Below are 19,077 nucleotides of genomic sequence, written 5' to 3'. Positions count from 1 at the left end.
TCAGATCGTGACGGCGTCGGGTCGGGCCAGGCCGAGCTCGCCGGAGCGACCGGCGGTGATCAGCTCGACCACCTGGCTGTGGGTGAGGTCGCGGGCCGGGCGGTCGGCGACCAGCCGGCCCAGGTAGAGCGTGGCGATCCGGTCAGCGACCTCGAAAACGTCGGCCATGTTGTGGCTGATCAGGACCACGCCGAGGCCCTGTTCGGCGAGCCTGCGGACCAGGTCGAGCACCTGGCGGGTCTGCGCGACGCCGAGCGCGGCGGTCGGCTCGTCGAGCAGCACCACCTTGCTGTCCCAGAGCACGGACTTGGCGATGGCCACGGTCTGTCGCTGGCCGCCGGAGAGGGCGGCGACCGGGGTGCGGACCGACTTCACGGTGCGCACCGACAGCGTGGCCAGTGTCTCGCGGGCGGCGCGCTCCATGCTGGCCTCGTCCAGCGCCCAGGCATGCCCGCGCTCCCGGCCGAGGAACATGTTCTGCACGATGTCCAAATTGTCGGCCAGCGCCAGGTCCTGGTAGACGACCTCGATGCCCAGCGCGGCGGCGTCCCTCGGGCCGTGGATCCTGACGGGCTCGCCGGCGAAGAACACCTCGCCGGAGTCGGCGGGGTAGATCCCGGTGATGCACTTGATCAGCGTGGTCTTCCCCGCGCCGTTGTCCCCGACCAGCGCCGTCACCTCGCCGGGCCGGACCGCGAAGTCGACGTCGTGCAGCACGTGCACCGGGCCGAAGCTCTTGTTGACGCCCCTGAGTTCCAGGATCGGCTTGGTCATCCCGCTATCCCCTGTGTGTCGTCCGTCGCCCCGATACCGCCGGCGGGGTGCCCGGTGATGGCCGGGCACCCCGCCGAGAGGAGCGGATCGAGCATGCGTTTACTTGATGCCGAGCTGGTCGCAGGCCGCCTTGGTGTCGGCGACGCAGATCTCCGAGGCCTTCACGCCTCCCGCGTCCACCACCTGCTTGACCTTGTCCTTGGTGATCAGCACGGTGTTGAGCAGCACCGACTTGACCTTGCGGCCGTTCTTGGTGTCGTCGGCGGTGGCGGTGGCCAGCTTGTCGGCGCCCGCCTTGTCGCCCTTGGCCAGCGCGGCGGCCACCTTGGCGGTGGCGTTGGCCTCCTCGGTGATCGGCTTGAACACCGTCATGAACATCTCGCCGCGCAGGATCGCCTGCAGGCCGTCCGGGGTGGCGTCCTGCCCGGTCACCGGGACCTTGCCGGCCAGGCCGGTCTTCTTCAGCACGGTCACCACGGCGCCGGCCATGCCGTCGTTGGCCACCAGCACCCCGTCGACCTTCCCGCCGTTGGCGGTGAGCAGCTGCTCGAAGGTGGTGCCGGCCTGCTGGTTGTTCCACTCCGGGATCTGCTGGCTGCCCACCACCTTGTAGGCGCCCGAGTCGTACTTGGACTTGAGCACGTTCTTCTGGCCGTTGATGACCAGCGTCGCGTTGTTGTCGGTGGCCGCGCCCTCGATCTCGATGATGTTCGCGCCCTGCTTCTCCCCGACCCCGAGCAGCAGCCCCTGCCCCTGCACTTCGCCGATCTTGGTCGCGTCGAACGAGACGTAGTAGTCCGAGCTGCCGCCCAGGTTGAGCCGGTCATAGTCGATCACAGGGATGCCGGAGGCCTGCGCCTTCTTGGCCACCGCGGCGCCCGACTCGCTGTTCAGGCTGTCGATGATCAGGACCTTGACGCCGCTGTTGATCATCCCGTCCGCGAGCTGGGAGAACTTCTGCACGTCCCCCTGCGCGTTCTGGATGTCCGGATCGAGGCCCTCCGCCCGCAGCGCCTTGTCCAGCAGCGGCCGGTCGAAGCTCTCGTAACGAGCCGACGAGGCGGTGTCCGGCAAAATGACGCCGACCTTGACACCTGCCCCGCCGGCCCCGCCGCTGGTGGCCCCGCCTCCGCCACCACCGCCGCCCTGGGTGTTCGCCCCGCACGCGCTGAGCGCGAGCATCAAGCCCGCGCCGGCGGCGATCAGGGCCACGCTGGTCCTGCCCATATGTAGCTCCTCCCCTCAGCAGGCGCCCCTGGGCCGCTCCCTCCACGGTGAGCCCAGCGTGTCCGGCGATCGTCGTCGAGCTCGGGGACCCGCGCCCTCACGCCGTCGAACCCTCGCCCTTGAGAGCCCTGCGCTGAATATGTTGTGACGCACAACGTACTTCCCGCCCCCCGGTCGGCCAAGACCCCTCAATCGATTCAGAATCACGAATGAGCAACAAACCCACCCCCGGCCGCCCCAGAAACAACCCGCGACGGCGTGTCAGGCCGGGGGCTCGGGTGCCGAGCCGTTGCGGGTGTGGTCGTGCAGGGCGGCGCGTTGGAGTGCCCGCGCGGCCCAGCGCATGGTCTCCTTGGCCTCGGCGGGCTCCAGGCCGCAGGCGTCGCGCGCGGCGACCATCGCCTCGACACCGCAGACGAGCATGGTGGCCATGGTGAGGCGGCGCAGTTCCTCCGACGGCAGGGTGTCGCGCAGGGGGGCCAGGGCGGCGGTGACCGCGTCCAGGCGCTGGCTGCCGCGCACCGGGACCCGCTCGGACTCAGCCACCTCGGCCTCCGCGAACCAGCGTTCCAGGGTGGCGCCGAGCACCGCGCGCCACAGCGGCTCGCTCTCCAGCTGGAACTCGGCGATCCGGGCGACCAGGACGTCGATGCGTTCCTCGGGGCCGGCGGGCAGCGCTTCGACCAGGTCCTCGATCCGGGGCTGCGCCTGCCGGGCGGCCACCTCGAACATCAGCTCACGGGTGTTCGAGAAGTACCTGTAGGCCGTCGCCGTCGAGACCAGGGCCTCCTCGGCGACCTCGGGGATCGTCGGCGACCGCCCCTCGGTGGCCAGTCGGACCGCCGCGTCGATGAGGGCGCGGCGGGTTCGTTGCTTCTGGTTGTCCCGGGTTGCCATGCGTCAATCCTATTGACATGAGAAGTGTGTCTCACGACGATACGTTCATCTCATCGAGAACGGGGAGGAACGGGACATGTTGCCCAGCGAGATGGACGAGATCCTCGGGCGGCACTTCGCCGCCGAGGCGGCGCACGACCTGGACGCGGCGCTGGACACCCTGACCGGGGACGTGGTGCACGATTTCGTCGGCGACCCGCTCGGCGAGCTGCGGGGGCATGAGGCCGTCAAGCAGCGCTACGCCCAGCTGTTCGCCGACTTCTCCGACGAGCGGGTCACGCCGATCCGCCGGATGTACGGGGAGAACTTCCTGGTCGACGAGTCGATGGTCAGCGCGCGTGCGGTCGGTAGCCCACTCGGTGTCCCCGGCCACGGCCGGCCGGTGACGTTCCGGCTGATGCACGTGTGCGAGTTCGCGGACGGGCGGATCAGCCGTGAGCAGGCGTGGCTGGACGTCGCCGCGTTGATGCGTCAGCTCACCGACGCCGACGCTCAGGCGGTGCCGGCGGCACCGTGAGCGGTCAGTGGCTGAGCCGGTTGGCCGCGGCGGTGAGGTAGGCGCGCAGGTTGCGGACGGTCTCCGGCAGTGAGTCGCCGCCGAACTTCTCCAGCGCCGCGTCGGCGAGGACCAGGGCCACCATGGCCTCGGCGACCACCCCGGCGGCCGGCACCGCGCACACGTCGGAGCGCTGGTGGATGGCCTGCGCCGGTTCGCCGGTGGAGACGTCCACGGTGGCCAGCGCGCGGGGCACCGTGGAGATCGGCTTCATGGCCACCCTGACCCGGACCGGCTCGCCGTTGGTCATGCCGCCCTCGATGCCGCCGGCGCGGTTGCTGAGCCGGTGCACCGGGGCGCCGGGGACCATCTCGTCGTGCGCGGCGCTGCCCCGCCGCCGCGCGGTCCGGAACCCGTCGCCGATCTCGACGCCCTTCATGGCCTGGATGCCCATCAGGGCGCCGGCCAGCCGGGCGTCCAGCCGCCGGTCGGACTGCACGTAGTTGCCGACGCCGACCGGCATGCCGTACGCGATGACCTCGACGACGCCGCCGAGGGTGTCGCCGTCCTTCTGGGCGGCGTCCACCTCGGCCACCATCGCCTCGGTGGTCGCCTCCGAGTACGCCCGCACCGGGCTGGCGTCCACCCGCTCCAGGTCGCGCGGGCCGGGCAGCTCGTCGTCGGCCGCCTCCACCGAGCCGAGCGCGACCACGTGCGAGACGATCTCCACGCCGAGCCCCTGGCGCAGGAACGCCTTGGCCACGGTGCCGAGCACCACCCGCGACGCGGTCTCGCGGGCGCTGGCCCGCTCCAGCACCGGCCGGGCATCGTCGAAGCCGAACTTGGTCATGCCGGCCAGGTCGGCGTGGCCGGGGCGCGGCCGGGTCAGCGGGGCGTTGCGCGCCCGGTTGGCGATCAGCTCGGGGTCCACCGGGTCGGCCGCCATCACGGTCTCCCACTTGGGCCACTCGGTGTTGCCGATCCGCACGGCGACCGGCCCGCCCTGGGTGACCCCGTGCCGGACCCCGCCGATGACCTCGAGCTCGTCGGCCTCGAACTTCATCCGGGCACCCCGGCCGTAGCCGAGGCGGCGGCGGGCCAGCTCGGCGGCCAGCTCCTTGGTGGTGACCTCGACCCCGGCCACCATGCCTTCCAGCACGGCCACCAGCGCGGGGCCGTGCGACTCACCAGCGGTGATCCAACGCAACACATACGAATCTTCTCACGCACCGGTGCCCACCCCGCCGGTGGCGGCCACCGCGACGACCAGCCAGCCGGCCGCGAGCATCGCCGGGCCGTGCGGCACCCCGCCGGCACCGCCGGGTTCCGCTGGCCGGAAACGGCGGGCCAACAGCTCGGCGAGCGCGACCATCGAGGTGAGCGCCGAGGCCAGCAGCGTGCCCACCAGCAACGCCGGCCACGACACCGCGCCCAGCACCGCGCCAAGCGCCGCCGCCAGCTTCACGTCCCCCGCGCCCAACGCGGCCGGCGCGGTCAGGCGCACCGCCAGGTGGGCGCCGAGGAGCACCGCCGCGCCCGCCAGCGCGCGCCCGACCGCCGCGCCGCCCAGCGGGACGGCCAGCAGCACCGCCGCCGGCAGCGCGGGCAGGGTCAGCGCGTCCGGCAACCGGCGACACGCGATGTCCACCGCGCCCGCCGCCACCGCCAGCCACCCCACCCCGAGCAGCAGCGGCAACCACGCCGCGGCCAACCCGCCGACGGACCACCACCCACCGGCCCCGGCCCACACGGACCCGACCGCCAGCTCCAGGTACGGCGGCGGCACCCGGGCACCCCGACGCAGCCGGCCGAGCAGCACCCGCGCCGCCGAGCCCGCGAGCATCCCGAGACCACCGAAGACGACCACGTACGCCATGACGACAACGCTGCCCTGCCCCAACAGGAACCGCCGCCGTGAAGAGCCCGGCTGTGGACAACCACCGGCGGTGTGGACAACCCGGCGCCTTGCGGGCTCGGCACGCCGAAACCGTCGGGCCGACCGCTACGATGCCGCGACCGGCGCGTTCCCGGCCACAGCACGCGGCGCCCGCCCACTGGTCAACAACGCGGTGACCACGAACGCGACCAGCGACAGGGCGGCCGCGACGAACGTCGGCCACCCGTCGAACCCCGCCCCGACCAGCCCATTGGGCACGTACAGCAAGGTGTTGCCCACCCCGTAGATGGTCGGCGTCAGCACGAACAACACCAACCTGGTCGTCAGCCCGGCGACGATCGACGCGACGGCGGCCGCCGGCGTGATCCGCGACCAGAAGTGGCCGAACACGAACGGAACGACCAGCGCGGCGAGCATCAGGTCGAACGCCAGGGTGAGCAGGATGCCGGTCTGCGGCACCCGCAGCGCGAACAGGATGGCCAGCCCCACCATCGGCACCATGGTGATCCGCACCATCCGCAACAACGGGTCACGGCCCTCCCCGGGCGGGGGTTGCGCCATGCCGCCGATGTTGCGCACCGCCACCGCCGCCGTGCCCAGCACCACTCCGTTCGCCGTCGAACAGGACGCCGCGATGATCGCGGACAGCACCAGGATCGCCAGGCCCACCGGCGCCAGCTCACCGAGCACCGTGAACAACACCGGCGTCCGGGCCGACTCCCCGAGCACCCGGTGCATGGACAGCGCGACCAGCGCGTACGGCACGCCGACGATCGCCGTCCCGGCCGCACCCACGAAGCAGGCCCGCCGCGCGACCTCGGGAGACCGCGCCGAGAAGATCCGCTGCATGAAGTCGATCGCGACGATGTCGCCGATCCCGAGCGAGACCAGCGTCGCCCAGTTCGTCACCGCACCCCGCCCGGGATCGCCGAGCTGACCGAGGTCGAACGGCCCCATGCCGTCCGGCACGCCGATCCCGTACCGCACCCCCACCCACACCAGCAGCGCGGCGGAGCCGACCACCGTGATCACCATCTGCAGGAACGCGGTGTAGGCGTCGGAGAACATCCCGCCGGCCAGCGTGTAGGCGAGCACCACCGCGACGATGGTCAGCACGCCGACCGTGTAGCTGGTGCCGAGGAACCGTTCGAACAGGAACCCGCCGGCGACCAGGTTCCCGGCCAGCAGGATCGCGAAGCTCAGGATCATCAGCACCGAGGCGGCCAGCTCCACGCCCCGCCCGTACCTGCGCCGGTAGAAGTCCGGCAGCGTCAGCAGCCCCATCCGGTTCATCGGCTTGGCGAAGAAGACGCCGGTCAGCAGCAGGCACAACCCCAGCCCGAGCGGCAGGCTCGCCCCCGCCCAGAACCCGGCGGAGTAGGACAGGTCGCTGTTGCCCAGCGTCGCGTTCGAGTCCACCGCCTGCCCCATCAGGCCGGCAGCGGACAGCGGCAGCGCCAGCGACCGGCCCGCCACCAGGAAGTTCGTACTGTCACCGTCCACCTTGCGGGCCACCAGCAGGCCCACCACGACGATGACGAAAACCCCGCCCGCAACCCCGGCGATGATCACGGCTCACCCCCGCGAAACCGGCAGGTGCCCGGACCGCACCAGGCAGCCGAGCGTGTCGCAGATGACCCGGGTGGCGATCAGCGCGGTGATCTCCGCGTTGTCGTACGGCGGCGAGCACTCCACGACCTCGATGCCGGCCAGCGGCGCCGCGCCGGCGACGATCTGGATGAACTTGAGCACCTCGCGGGGCAGGAAGCCGCCCGGTTCCGGCCAGCCGGTGCCGGGCACGAACGCCGCGTCCAGGCAGTCCACGTCGAAGGACAGCCACACCGCGGCCGCGCCGTCCCAGGCCACGTCCAACGCCCGCCGCGCGGCGTCCTCGATGCCCATCTCCACGCAGTCGGTGACCGTCATGATCGTCGTACCGCGCTCGCGGCCGACCTTCACCCCCGGCCGGGGCGCCTGCCAGCCGCCGATGCCGATCTGCACCAGGTTCTTGGCCGGCACGTTCGGGATGTCGGTGGCGTGGAACCACGGCGTGGTGTGCATCCGCTCGTCGAGGTCGGTCTCCTGGGTGTCCACGTGCCGGTCGAAGTGGATGATCCCCAGGTTGCCGCCGTTCAGGTGCGGCGCGACGGCCCTGGTCGTCGGGTAGCCGATGGAGTGGTCGCCGCCGAGCACCACCGGGAACGCGCCGGAGGCGTAGACGTGCGAGACCGCCTTGCTGATCTGGTCGAAGGTCTTCTCGATGTTGCCGGGGATGGTGAAGACGTCCCCCAGGTCCGCGATCGTGATCGACTCCCGCAGGTCGACGCCCAGCTCGAAGCTGTACGGCCCGTACAACGCGGAGATCTTGCGGATGCCCTGCGGGCCGAACCGGGTGCCGGAGCGGTACGTGGTGCCGCCGTCGAACGGCGCGCCGAGCACCGCCACGTCGTACTCCCCGCAGCGCCGCACGTCCTCCAGGTAGGGCGCCTTGAGGAAGGTGTTGATGCCGGCGAAGTGCGGCAGCTCGCCCCTGGAGAACGTGGGAATGCGCCTGTCCACGATGGAGTCGGCGCCGGGAAGGCCGTACTCCAGGCCGCGCGCCACCTCCTCGTCCCATTTCGTGGACGGCAACGCGGCCTCGGCCTCGACGGCGAACCGTGCCTCCGGGCCGTAGTTGTCGTGCGGTGGATGGCTGTCCGACACGGCTGCCTCCCTGGGCCTCTCGGGGATTGTCCCGACGGCTACCGGTGCATGTCCCGGCCCGTTTCGCTTTCGTGACACACCGAACGGCAGCCGACGGCGAGCAGCAGCCAGCCATCGCCCGCCAGCTCGTGCCGCGCCCAGCGCAGCCCGTCGCGTTCCCCCACCGGGTCGATCCCGGGCGCCGGCTCGGTGCCCGCCCCGAGCACGCTGGCCACCGTCCGCCCGCCGGCCGTCCCCGCCGGGCCGCACAGGCCCGGGTCCGCACCGTCCAGCACGGTGCTGTGCCGGACCAGCGGCTCGCCGGCGTGGTCGGCCGTCAAGGTCCCCCGATACCGCCCGCCGCGCTGGCCGTGCCGACCGAGCCGGACCTCCTCGCGGACCAGCGCGCCCGCTCCCCCTGCCACCCGCAACCGGACCGAAGCGTGCAGCTCGGCGCCGTCGCACACCACCGTGGGCTCCGGCCACCAGCGCAGCCGGGCACCGGGGGCCAGCTCGGCGGTCACGGTCCAGCGGACCGGCCCGGATCCAGGTTGGACCACGGTGGCGGCCGCCGAGGCCACCTCCAGCCGGGTGCCCGCCGCGAGCCGGAGGTTGAGCGCGAGGTCGTCACCGCCCAGCGGGCCGCCGGCGGCCTGGACCAGGTGCACCCTGGACGGCCCGGTGCGGCGCAGCACCACCGGCGGCTCGGCCCGCCAGCGGATCCGCTGCCCCGGCTCGACGTCCAGCTCGGCGACCGCCCTCACAACACGGCCATGTTCTCGCCTCACTCGCCGGCGGGGCTGAGTTGGCGCTCTTCACGGGGTTGCTTCGGTCCCGGTGCGGGTCGCGCCATGGAGAGCTTCCCGCGCACCCAGCTCACCACCTCGGGGGCGTCCGGACGCTCGCGCAGCGAGGTGAACACGGTCGGCCGGCCGTCCCTGACCCGCTCGGCGTCCGCGCGCATCACCGCGAGGTCCGCCCCGACCAGCGGCGCCAGGTCCACCTTGTTGATCACGAGCAGGTCGGACCGGACGACGCCGGGGCCGCCCTTGCGCGGCACCTTGTCCCCGCCGGCCACGTCCACCACGAAGATCTGGGCGTCCACCAGCCCGTAGCTGAAGGTGGCGGTCAGGTTGTCCCCGCCGCTCTCCACCAGCACCAGCTCGGGGTCGTGCCGGCGCACCAGGTCCTCCACGGCCGCGAGGTTCGCGGTGATGTCGTCGCGGATGGCGGTGTGCGGGCAGCAGCCGGTGCGCACCGCCGCGATCCGGTCGTCGGGCAGCACGGCGTGGCGGCGCAGGAACTCCGCGTCCTCCTCGGTGTAGATGTCGTTGGTCACCACCACCACGGACAGCTCGTCGCGCAGCCGCGCGCACAGCGCCGCGACCAGCGCCGTCTTGCCGCCGCCGACCGGCCCGCCGATGCCGATCCGGACCTCCCGGCGGGACGCGGCGGGCAGCGTGGCCGCCGGCGCGTGCTCCAGGTCGTCACGATGCAAAGAGGGTCACCTCCGAGGTGCTGTGCAGTTCGGCCATGATCTCCGGCAACGGACAGGAGTCCGCCGGGAGCAGGTCGGGGTCACGGGCGGCCCGAGCAGCCGTAGCGGCGGCCGCCGCGCGCGCGGACACCTGGTCGGCCAGCGGGGCCAGGCCGGCCTGGACGGCGGCCACCCGCAGCGGGTCCAGCCCGAGCAGCCGCACCGCGGCGGTGGCGGCCGCACCGACCAGCTGGTGCACCGCCAGCGCGGCGGCCGTGCCAGGGTCCGCGCCACCGGCCGCCGCCGCCGCGCCGAGCACCAGCGGGTGGTGCGGGCGGCCCAGCTCGCCGCCGAGCGCACGCAGGCCGTCCGAGCCTGGCCACGCCCCCGCCACCGTCCGCAGCAACGCCGCGCCCTGTGCCCGCGACGCCTCCCGCAGCGCCGCCGACGGGGTCCGCGCGTCCAGCGCCCCGTCCAACGGTGCCCATTCGCCCTCCCAGCCGAGGGCGGTGGCGGCGAACGAGGCGGCGACCAGGCCGGCGGTGCGGATACGGGCGTCCAGGAACAGCGCGAGGTCGTCCACATCGCGCAGCAGCCCCCGGTCCACCAGCGCCTCCACGCCGCCGGAGTGCCCGTGCCCGCCCGACGGCAGCCGCGAGTCGGCCAGCAGCAGCACCCCGGCGAGGGCAGGGACGGCGACGTCCATGGTCAGAACAGGAAGTAGCGCTGGGCCATGGGCAGCTCGACGGCCGGCGCCTGCTCCACCACGGAGCCGTCCACCCGGACCGTGAACGTCTCCGGATCCACCTCGATGCGGGGCAGGACGTCGTTGCCCGGCAGGTCCGCCTTGCGCACCGACCGGGTGTCCTTGGTCGGCACCAGCCGCCGTCGCACCGCGAGCCGCTCGGCCAGCCCGCCGCCGTCGAGCGCCCCGGGGGCGACGAAGTGCACCGAGGTGTCCGCCGCTGCGTCCGGGGAGGCGCCGAACATCGGCCGGGGCAGCACCGGCTGCGGGGTCGGGATGGATGCGTTCGCGTCGCCCATCGCCGCCCACGCGATGAACCCGCCCTTGATGACCAGCGACGGTCGTACCCCGAAGAACGCGGGCGCCCAGAGCACCAGGTCGGCCAGCTTGCCCACCTCGACCGAGCCGATCTCGTCGTCCAGGCCGTGCGCCACCGCCGGGCAGATCGTGTACTTGGCCACGTAGCGGCGGGCGCGTGCGTTGTCCGCCTGGCCGTCGCCGGGCAGCGACCCCCAGCGGCGCTTGCCCACGTGCGCGGTCTGCCAGGTACGGATGATCACCTCGCCGACCCGGCCCATGGCCTGGCTGTCCGAGCCGATCATGGAGATGGCGCCGAGGTCGTGCAGCAGGTCCTCGGCGGCGATGGTGGACGGGCGGATCCGGCTCTCCGCGAACGCCAGGTCCTCGGGCACCGACGGCTTGAGGTGGTGGCAGACCATCAGCATGTCGAGGTGCTCGTCGAGGGTGTTGACGGTGTGCGGGCGGGTCGGGTTGGTGGAGCTGGGCAGCACGTGCGGCTCGGACGCCACGGTGATGATGTCCGGCGCGTGCCCGCCGCCGGCGCCCTCGGTGTGGTAGGCGTGGATGCCCCGGCCGGCGATCGCGGCCAGGGTGTCGGCCACGTAGCCGGCCTCGTTGAGCGTGTCGGTGTGGATGGCCACCTGCACGCCCGTCTCGTCGGCCACCCGCAGGCAGGCGTCGATGGCGGCGGGCGTGGAGCCCCAGTCCTCGTGCAACTTGAAACCGGCGGCTCCGCTGTTGATCTGTTCGCGCAGCGCCTCGGCCCCGACGGTGTTGCCCTTGCCGAGCAGCGCCACGTTCAGCGGCAGCGAGTCCATCGCGCGCAGCATCCGGGTCAGGTACCACTCGCCGGGGGTGACGGTGGTGGCCTTGGTGCCCTCGGCCGGGCCGGTGCCGCCGCCGATCCAGGTGGTCACCCCGGAGCCGAGCGCCTCGGGCGCCTGGGTGGGGCTGATCAGGTGCACGTGGCAGTCCACCGCGCCGGCGGTCAGGATCAGCCCGTTGCCGGCGATCACCTCGGTGCCCGGGCCGATCACCAGCTCCGGGGAGACGCCGTCCATGGTGTCCGGGTTGCCCGCCTTGCCCAGCCCGACGATCCGCCCGTCGCGCACCCCGACGTCGGCCTTCACCACGCCCCAGTGGTCCAGCACCAGCGCGCCGGTGATCACCAGGTCCGGGGCGCCCTCGGCCCGGGAGGCCCGCGCCTGGCCCATCGACTCGCGGATCACCTTGCCGCCGCCGAACACCACCTCGTCGCCGCCGCGCGGACCCCGGCAGCGGTCCTCGGTGACCTCGACCAACAGGTCGGTGTCGGCCAGCCGGACCCGGTCGCCGACCGTGGGTCCGTACAGCTCGGCGTACCGCTCGCGCTCGATGCTCCAGCTCATGGCGTCATCCGAAGGCCCGGTACCGTCGCCGTCCCGCCCAGCGGGGTCAGCCGGACCACCCGCTCCAGCCCCGGCTCGAACCGCACGGCGGTGCCGGCCGGGATGGCCAGCCGGCAACCCCGGGCCGCCACCCGGTCGAAGTCCAGCGCGGGGTTGGCCGCCGCGAAGTGGTAGTGCGAGCCCACCTGGATCGGCCGGTCGCCGGTGTTCACCACGACCAGCTCCACACTGTCGCCCTCCGCCCGCACCGGCTCCTCGGCCAGCAGGTACTCCCCCGGGATCACGCGACGGGCCGATGCACGGTGACGAGCTTGGTGCCGTCCGGGAAGGTGGCCTCGACCTGCACGGAGGTGAGCATCTCGGGCACCCCGTCCATGACGTCCGCGCTGGTCAGCACGCGCTGGCCGGCCGCCATCAGGTCCGCGACCGAGCGGCCGTCCCGCGCCCCTTCCAGCACGAACGAGCTGATCACCGCCACCGCCTCGGGGTAGTTCAGCCTGAGGCCGCGCTCCCGGCGTTCCTGGGCCAGCCTGGCGGCCAGGTGCACCAGCAGCCGCTCCTGCTCATGCGGGGACAACAACACGGGCGATCTCCCTGTGATCTCGCCTTGCTCGCCGGCGGGGCTCGAACCGCGTTCTCTTCGTGGTAGCTCTCTGATCGGTGCGGGTCGCGCTCCGGTGCGGACGACATTAGGGAGATCGTGTTACCGCCATGTCTCCACCGAGTTACATGCCGTGCGACACGGTGACCAGCCGCCTCGCACTACGTCCCTGCCGTTCGCCCGCCGGCGGTCGGTATACGCTCCGCCGCGTCATGGTCGCGCCAAGCCCCGCGCGCGGTCTCCCGTCTTGCCGGTACGAGGAGCGCCTCGATGGCCGTAGACAGCGACCATTCCCGCATCGAGCGGCTGCTGGCTCTCATGGTGGTGTGCGTAGGTGTGATGGGCTGGAGCGTGGCGCTGACGTTCGGCCAGCCGCTCACCGAGCCGTCGCCGGAACGTGACACGTACTGGGCACGTGACGTGCGGCTGGCGCTGATCGTGCTGGTGGCGGCCGCGTTCGTCTGGGCCGGTCGGGGTCGTCGGCTGGTGGGCTGGTTCGCGGTGGCGGGTGTGGCGGGTTGGGTCACCCTCGATGTGGTCCTCGACCGCGACAACGTCGTCGGTCCGTTCGCGTGCGCGCTGCTGGCGGTCGGGTGCAGCACCGTGCTGGGGGGCCTGTGCTGGCTGGCCGGGCGTGGCACACCGGCGCGATCGTCGCGCGGCCTGCTGGTCGCGGCCGGGGCCATCGCCGCCACCGTCGCCGGATCCGGACCCTGGACCGAGGTGGCGGCCGAGGTGCCCGAACCATGGTCGACGCTGTGCCCACTGGTCATCGGTGGCCTGGGCATCCTCACCACGCTGGGCTGCGCGTCGGCCATCCCGGGGGGTCCGGTGCGGCGGCCGCTCGGTCTGTGCGGGCTGGTGGCCGCCCTTGCGCTTGGCCTCGCGGTGACCGTGATGCCATCCGCTCTCATGAGCCCGGTCATCATGGTGTCGATGTTGACGGCGGTGGCCATGCCCGTTCGGGTACCGGTCGGTCTGTGTGTCCTGGTCGCGGCCGGTGCCGTTGGCCTCGCGATGACCGTGAAGTCGGACTTTCTCATGATCCCGGTCATCGTGGTGGCGCTGGTGACCGGGGCCGTGGGCGTGTGGGACATCGCCTCGGAGGAGCCGCCTCGGCTCGCGGTGGCCATACTCGGTCAGGTACCGCGCCGAGTAGGCCCCTATCGGGGCACCGTCTTGGCGGTGATGCTCGGCTGGTTCGCGCTGGCGGCCGTGCTCGAGTGGGTTTGGGCGGATTACCTCGCTCGGTACAACGAGTGGGTCCTGGGAGATTGGCTTACCGCGCTCGCCGGCAACCCGCCGGCGTACGACCCCCAGGCCTACTCACCGAGCATCTTCATGGCGTTGGCGATCGGACTCGTCCTGGGCCTGCTCATACCGTGCGCCCCGAGCGCCGGAGGGCAGGCCGCCCGCGCCGATGTCGAGGAGGCCAACGCCCCGGCCGCCTGACGCGGCCAGTGGCGATCACGACCGCCACCCGGTCACCGGGGCGGGCGCGGGCGAACCCGACGGCGGCATCGCCAGGTCGACGGTGCCGCCGGCCGGTTTCCGGCACGCGTCCCCGCACCCCGTCTCCAGGCTGCAGCACAGCGAGCACACCACCCCGCCCCGGTGGTACGGGCAGCCGGCCAGGTCCGGACGCTCGTACGAGCCCCCGCAGGCGCCGCAGGTCAGCGACTCGATGGACAGCGCACCCGTGTGGTCGCGCAGCGGTGGGCGCAGCTCGTCGGCGCGCGCCAGGTAGTAGCGGCCCCGGGTGGCCAGGCAGAGCACCGGGGACAGCACGAACGCGATGGCCAGCGCCAGGAACGGGGAGAACGCCGCGAGCAGCGCACCGAATGCGCCGAAGAACGCGAGGATGGAGAACACCGAGGCGATCACCATCGAGCCGAAGCCGACCGGGTTCACCGCGTGCAGGTGCGCCCGCTTGAACTCGATGTAGGACGGGCTCAGCCGCAGGATCGGCTTGTTGATCACCAGGTCGGCCACCACGGCCCCGATCCAGGCGATCGCCACGTTGGAGTAGAAGCCGAGCACCGCGTTCAGGAAGCCGAACACCCCCAGCTCCATCAGGGCCAGCGCGATCCCCACGTTCAGGAAGATCCACACCACCCGGCCGGGGTGGGCGTGCAGCACCCGGGAGAAGAAGTTGGACCAGGACAGCGACCCGGAGTAGGCGTTCGTGACGTTGATCTTGATCTGGGACAGCACCACGAAGAACACCGCCACCGGCAGCACCGCCCAGGTAGGCAGCACCAGGCCGAGCCCGTGCACGAACTGCTGGATCGGCTCGACGGCGGCCGCCTGGCCGACCTGGTCCAGGATCCAGACCGCCAGCAGCCCGCCGGCGAGCTGCTTGACCGCGCCCAGGATCACCCAACCCGGCCCGGCGGCCAGCACCGCGCTCCACCAGCGCAGCCGGTTCTGGCCGGTGAGCGGTGGCATGAACCGCAGGTAGTCCACCTGCTCGCCGATCTGCGCGATCAGCGACAGCGCCACGCCGGCGGCCAGGCCCACCCCGAGCAGGTGTACCCCGTCGCCGGACGGACCGGCGAACGCGAGGAACCTCGAGTACGCCTCGGGCTGTTGCAGACCCAGCGCCACCAGCGGCGCCACGAAGATCAGCAGCCAGATCGGCTGGGTCCAGGCCTGCAGCTTGGCCAGGGCCTTCATCCCGTAGACCACGATCGGGATCACGACCAACGACGTGATCAGGTAGCCGACCGGAAGTGGGATGCCCAGGCCGAGCTCGAAGGCCTGGGCCATGATCGAGCCTTCCAGCGCGAAGAAGATGAAGGTGAAGCTCGCGTAGATCAGCGAAGTGATGGTGGAGCCCAGGTAGCCGAAGCCCGCACCCCGGGTCAGCAGGTCCATGTCCACCGCGTAGCGTGCCGAGTAGTAGGCGATCGGAATGCCGGTGACGAAGATGACGACGGCGGCCAGCAGGATGCCGACCAGGGCGCTGGGGGTGCCGTTGGCCAGCACCACCGAGGCGCCGATCGCGTAGTCCGCCAGGTAGGCGATGCCGCCCAGGGCGGTGGACGCCACCACGACCGGCGCCCAGCGGCGGAACGTGGTCGGCGCGTACCGCAGGGAGTAGTCCTCGATGGACTCGCGTGCGGCCCAGCGGCGCCACCGGCCCCCGCCGGCGGTCGAGCGTGGAACTGTCACGTCCGAGGTCTGCGTCATGCCGGCAGACGCTAGGAAGCCGCCGTAACGTCGAGATGACCGTGTGTAACAGCCGGTGGCCGAGTTAGTTACCTCCGGTGAGGCGGCGGTGGGCGGCGAGGACGTCGGCCAGGTCGAGCACCGGGCCGTCCGGGTCCTTGGCGGCGTCATCCCAGCGCCGGACCGCGACGGCGTCGGCGGCCCACGGGCGGGCGTCGAACTCGGCCACCTCGCTGGCGTCCATCGGGCCGCCCTGGCGGCGCAGCGACGCCACCGAAGCGGGGCTGAGCAGCGCGTTGTAGGCCGGGTCGGTGGCCACCAGGTAGCGCTTGGCGGGGACGTGCAGGGCGATCACGGCGGCTACCCGGTCACCGAGGCGAGCGCGGGCGAACTCGGCGCCGGCGTCCTCGTGCGGCAGGCCGGGGTGGGCGGCGCGGACCGGTTCGGCGCGCCCGATGTCGTGCAGGGTGGCGGCGAGCAGCAGCTCGTCGTCGGCGCCGGCGCGCGCGGCCAGCCAGCCGGCCTGCAGCGCGTGGGTGCGCTGGTCGACGGCCTCCCCGCCGTAGGGCAGGCCGGCCAGGCCGTCGATCAGGTCGGCCAGCTCGTGCGAGGTCAGTGTCGTCATGACGTCTCCTTGATGACACATGCGATCTCCTCGGCGAGCCGGGGGGTCGCGGCCACCACGCCCGACCATCGGCGGGTCAGGTCGGTGTCGATCTCCAGCGGGCGGCCGAAGGCGTCGATGACGGCGCCGCCGGCGGCGGGGACGGTGACCATGGCGGCGGCCAGGTCCATGATCCGGTGGGTGTCGGAGCCGGCGTCGGCGAACGCGTCGGTCGAGCCCTCGGCCACCAGCGCGGCCTCCAGGCAGCTGGTGGACAGGATCCGGACCCGGCCGGCGCGCCGGGTCACCCGCCACCACGCCTCGTGGTCGTTCTCGTGCGGGCGCAGCAGGCTCACCGCGGCACCGGACAGCTCGCGCCGGCCGCTGGTCCGGTAGCGGGACGGTTGCCCGGCCACCGCGTGCCAGCAGCGGCCGGTGTCCAGCCAGCAGGTCAGGGCCTCGACGGGGACGCCGTCGCGGGCGAGGACGCCGGCGAAGCTGGCCAGCGGCACCCCGGCGACGGCGTTCGCGGTGCCGTCCACCGGGTCGATCACCAGGGTGAGCGCCGAGCCGTTGTCGATCACGCCCAGCTCCTCGCTGAGCAGGTTCACCCGGTGCCGTTCGATGACGGCGGCGACGGCGGTGTCCACCAGGATGTCCAGCCGGGTGGTCGGGGTGCCGTCCGCGCCGGTCTGGACGTACTCGGCCAGCGAGGCCTTGGCGTGGCGCCGGCGGGCCTCGGCGAAGGCGGCGGCCGCCGCGCGGGCGACCTCGGCGAGCACGGGGTCGGTGCCGTCCGGGATCCGGGGCTCGGGCAGCTGCCAGCTCAGGCCGTCGACGATCGTCACGACGACACCGCCGCGCGCAGTACCGTCCGCACCACCGGCCACTGTGACCCCGCCGCCGACCCCGGCGCGACCAACGCCAGGTCCGCGCGCCGCCCCGGGTCCAGCAGGCCCCGGTCGCTGAGACCGGCGGCGGCGGAAGGACCCGAGGTGACCAGCCCGACCGCCGCCGGCAGCCCGACCAGCCCGGCCTCGGCCAGCGCGAACGCCGAGGCCAGCAGCCCGGACGGCAGGTAGTCCGAGGCCAGCGCGGTCACCAGGCCCTGGGCCACCAGCTCGCGCGCGGACGCGTTGCCGTTGTGCGAGCCGCCGCGCAGCACGTTCGGGGCGCCCATCACCACCGGCAGCCCGCGCTCCCGCGCCGCCCGCGCCGCCGCCACCGTGGTCGGGAACTCCGCGACCGAGACGCCCCGCGCGACCAGCTCGCCGATCTCCTCCGCCGAGCTGGGGTCGTGGCCGACCAGCCGGATCCGCCCGGCCCGGGCCCGCTCCCCCAGCCAGTCCAGCGCCTCCTCCCGCACGTCCAGCCGCCCGTCGCGCTCCGCGATCAGCTCGTCGACGTGCTCGGCGGCCTGCCGCTCGGACATCTGCCTGGCGCCGACCAGGTAGCGCTCGTAGTAGCGGCGGTCGGCGTACTGGCCCTGGCCGGGCGTGTGGTCCTCGTGGGAGACCAGCGCCCGCCCGCCCCCTGAAGCGAGCCGGCGGCGCAGCGCGGCCAGCCCCTCCGGGCAGCGGACGTCGAGCCGGTAGAGGATGTGGTGGTCCACCAGGTCGTCGGTGCGCGCTTCGACGACGTCGCACACCCGCTCGGCCTCCGCCACCGAGCGTTGGATGCCCCGGCCGCGGCTCTCCTCGAAGCCGGCGCCGTGGAAGGCGGTGGTCACGGCGGCGGCGCGCAGCTTGCCCTCGAAGGAGAGCATGGCGAACTCCAGCGGCAGCTCGGCGCCCGGGCGGGGCAGCCGCTCCTTCTCCAGCCCGTCGCTGTGCACGTCCACCAGCCCGGGCAGGCACAGCAGGCCCTGGCCGTCCACGTCCGCGCCGACCCCGGGCGGGTGCCGCTCCACCGAGTCGATCCGGCCACCGCGCACCGCGACCAGCGCGTCGTCCAGGATCCGGTCGGACAGCACGGCGCGCACGTGCCCGAGCACGTAGTCCCCCGGCGGCGCGCCCAGGGTCCACCGTTCAGTGCTGACAGTCACGCCGCCTCCTGAAGGATCTCCGACGGCGTGCCCTGCCGGGCGATCCGGCCGTCGGCGAGCAGCACCACGCGGCTGGCCAGCCGGCGCAGCGCGTCCAGGTCGTGGAACACCGCCAGCACCGCGACGCCGGAGTGCGCCAGCGAGTCGACCAGCTCCAGCGCCACCTCGCGGTTCGCCGGGTCGAGCGCGGACACCGGCTCGTCGAGCAGCAGCAGCCGGGGCGGGCTGACCGTCCCGGCCGCGAGGTTCACCCGCTGCCGCTCGCCGCCGGAGAGCACCGAGCAGTCGACGTCCCACAGCGCCTCCTCCAGCCGCAGCCGCCGCAGCGACTCGGCGGCGGCGTCGCGCGCCTCGGAACGGTCCAGCCCACGCCGCCGCGCCGAGGCCGCCACCACCTCCATCGGCCCGGTGCGCGGCGGCGCGGCCAGGAACTGCGAGACGTAGCCCAGCTCGCGCCCGCGCAGCCTGGCCATCTCCCGGTCCGGCAGCGCCGTCAGCTCCACCGGCTCGGCATCGCCGTCGCGGCGCAGGAACACCGACCCCGAGTCCGGCAGGTAGGTGCGGTAGACGCAGCGCAGCAGCGACGACTTGCCGGCGCCGCTGGGGCCGGCCAGCCCGACGTGCTCGCCGGCGTGCACGTCCAGGTCGATGCCGTGCAGCGAGCTGACCGTCCGGCCGTCGATGGTGTGCAGGGTGAACGACTTGCGCAGGTCCCGAACCTGTATTCTCGCCTCACACGCCGGCGGGGCTGAATGAGCGCTCTTCATTGGCTTG

20 protein-coding genes are annotated in these 19,077 nt (G+C 73.0%); 2 read left to right on the top strand and 18 right to left on the bottom strand.

What is annotated here, in order from left to right; translation table 11 throughout:
- From N912_RS0132365 to N912_RS56075, 3 genes are all read right to left on the bottom strand, one after another.
- The gene (locus N912_RS0132365; RefSeq protein ID WP_028925665.1) at positions 1–774 is read right to left on the bottom strand and encodes an ATP-binding cassette domain-containing protein; all 774 of its coding nucleotides are present in this window, start codon (positions 772–774) and stop codon (positions 1–3) included.
- Positions 775–873: 99 nt separating this feature from the next.
- Positions 874–2,001: a sugar ABC transporter substrate-binding protein gene (locus N912_RS0132360; protein WP_028925664.1), complete on the bottom strand. Its 1,128-nt coding sequence runs from the start codon at positions 1,999–2,001 to the stop codon at positions 874–876.
- Between the two features lie 261 nt (positions 2,002–2,262).
- Positions 2,263–2,898, bottom strand: a complete 636-nt coding sequence (locus N912_RS56075; RefSeq protein ID WP_051581121.1) for a TetR/AcrR family transcriptional regulator — start codon at positions 2,896–2,898, stop codon at positions 2,263–2,265.
- Between the two features lie 76 nt (positions 2,899–2,974).
- Between N912_RS56075 and N912_RS0132350 the strand changes: the two genes are divergently transcribed.
- Positions 2,975–3,415 (top strand): ester cyclase, encoded by a 441-nt coding sequence (locus N912_RS0132350; protein ID WP_028925663.1) that lies wholly within the window; start codon positions 2,975–2,977, stop codon positions 3,413–3,415.
- A 4-nt stretch (positions 3,416–3,419) separates the two neighbouring features.
- Here N912_RS0132350 and aroC read toward each other — a convergent pair whose 3' ends face one another.
- The 10 genes from aroC to N912_RS0132300 all read right to left on the bottom strand — a co-directional run bounded on the left by aroC (position 3,420) and on the right by N912_RS0132300 (position 12,466).
- Positions 3,420–4,604, bottom strand: coding sequence for a chorismate synthase (gene aroC, locus N912_RS0132345; RefSeq protein ID WP_028925662.1), 1,185 nt, complete (start codon positions 4,602–4,604; stop codon positions 3,420–3,422).
- 12 nt (positions 4,605–4,616) lie between these two features.
- A complete protein-coding gene (locus N912_RS0132340; protein WP_028925661.1) occupies positions 4,617–5,270 on the bottom strand; it encodes a prepilin peptidase in 654 nt (217 codons plus the stop codon).
- Positions 5,271–5,396: 126 nt separating this feature from the next.
- A complete protein-coding gene (locus tag N912_RS56070) occupies positions 5,397–6,863 on the bottom strand; it encodes a high affinity choline transporter 1 (RefSeq protein ID WP_037067812.1) in 1,467 nt (488 codons plus the stop codon).
- Positions 6,864–6,866: 3 nt separating this feature from the next.
- On the bottom strand, positions 6,867–7,994 hold the full coding sequence (locus N912_RS56065; protein ID WP_051581120.1) for an agmatinase family protein: 1,128 nt from the start codon (positions 7,992–7,994) through the stop codon (positions 6,867–6,869).
- A 38-nt stretch (positions 7,995–8,032) separates the two neighbouring features.
- Positions 8,033–8,737: an urease accessory protein UreD gene (locus tag N912_RS60935; protein ID WP_051581119.1), complete on the bottom strand. Its 705-nt coding sequence runs from the start codon at positions 8,735–8,737 to the stop codon at positions 8,033–8,035.
- 20 nt (positions 8,738–8,757) lie between these two features.
- On the bottom strand, positions 8,758–9,471 hold the full coding sequence (gene ureG, locus N912_RS56055) for an urease accessory protein UreG (RefSeq protein WP_084211408.1): 714 nt from the start codon (positions 9,469–9,471) through the stop codon (positions 8,758–8,760).
- The gene (locus tag N912_RS0132315; protein ID WP_037067809.1) at positions 9,461–10,156 is read right to left on the bottom strand and encodes an urease accessory protein UreF; all 696 of its coding nucleotides are present in this window, start codon (positions 10,154–10,156) and stop codon (positions 9,461–9,463) included. The genes ureG and N912_RS0132315 overlap by 11 nt, the downstream gene beginning before the upstream one ends.
- A gap of 2 nt (positions 10,157–10,158) precedes the next feature.
- Entirely contained in the window at positions 10,159–11,883 is a 1,725-nt protein-coding gene (locus N912_RS0132310) for an urease subunit alpha (RefSeq protein WP_028925659.1), read from the bottom strand.
- On the bottom strand, positions 11,880–12,167 hold the full coding sequence (ureB, locus tag N912_RS56050; protein WP_037067807.1) for an urease subunit beta: 288 nt from the start codon (positions 12,165–12,167) through the stop codon (positions 11,880–11,882). The genes N912_RS0132310 and ureB overlap by 4 nt, the downstream gene beginning before the upstream one ends.
- Entirely contained in the window at positions 12,164–12,466 is a 303-nt protein-coding gene (locus N912_RS0132300) for an urease subunit gamma (protein WP_028925658.1), read from the bottom strand. Before N912_RS0132300 ends, ureB begins: the two co-directional genes overlap by 4 nt.
- A 288-nt stretch (positions 12,467–12,754) precedes the next feature.
- Between N912_RS0132300 and N912_RS0132295 the strand changes: the two genes are divergently transcribed.
- Positions 12,755–13,936, top strand: coding sequence for a hypothetical protein (locus tag N912_RS0132295; RefSeq protein WP_028925657.1), 1,182 nt, complete (start codon positions 12,755–12,757; stop codon positions 13,934–13,936).
- Positions 13,937–13,951: 15 nt separating this feature from the next.
- On the opposite strand, the gene N912_RS56045 is transcribed toward N912_RS0132295, so the two are convergent.
- The 5 genes from N912_RS56045 to N912_RS0132270 form a co-directional block, all read right to left on the bottom strand.
- Entirely contained in the window at positions 13,952–15,676 is a 1,725-nt protein-coding gene (locus N912_RS56045) for a purine-cytosine permease family protein (RefSeq protein ID WP_051581118.1), read from the bottom strand.
- 64 nt (positions 15,677–15,740) lie between these two features.
- Positions 15,741–16,280 carry an HD domain-containing protein gene (locus N912_RS0132285; protein WP_037067804.1) on the bottom strand — a complete coding sequence of 180 codons (540 nt, stop codon included), beginning with the start codon at positions 16,278–16,280 and terminating at the stop codon, positions 15,741–15,743.
- Complete coding sequence (locus N912_RS0132280; protein ID WP_028925655.1) at positions 16,277–17,107, bottom strand: inositol monophosphatase family protein; 831 nt, start codon at positions 17,105–17,107, stop codon at positions 16,277–16,279. The genes N912_RS0132285 and N912_RS0132280 overlap by 4 nt, the downstream gene beginning before the upstream one ends.
- The gene (locus N912_RS0132275) at positions 17,104–18,303 is read right to left on the bottom strand and encodes an alpha-D-ribose 1-methylphosphonate 5-triphosphate diphosphatase (RefSeq protein ID WP_051581117.1); all 1,200 of its coding nucleotides are present in this window, start codon (positions 18,301–18,303) and stop codon (positions 17,104–17,106) included. The genes N912_RS0132280 and N912_RS0132275 overlap by 4 nt, the downstream gene beginning before the upstream one ends.
- Positions 18,300–19,070: a phosphonate C-P lyase system protein PhnL gene (locus tag N912_RS0132270; RefSeq protein WP_051581116.1), complete on the bottom strand. Its 771-nt coding sequence runs from the start codon at positions 19,068–19,070 to the stop codon at positions 18,300–18,302. The genes N912_RS0132275 and N912_RS0132270 overlap by 4 nt, the downstream gene beginning before the upstream one ends.
- Positions 19,071–19,077 lie beyond the last annotated feature (7 nt).

The organism is Actinospineispora acaciae DSM 45401, from assembly GCF_000620785.1.
In the GTDB taxonomy this organism is placed as follows: Bacteria; Actinomycetota; Actinomycetes; order Mycobacteriales; family Pseudonocardiaceae; genus Pseudonocardia; species Pseudonocardia acaciae.
The sequence above is the reverse complement of the archived record's forward strand: the minus strand, read 5'-3'. Positions and strand labels throughout refer to the sequence as shown.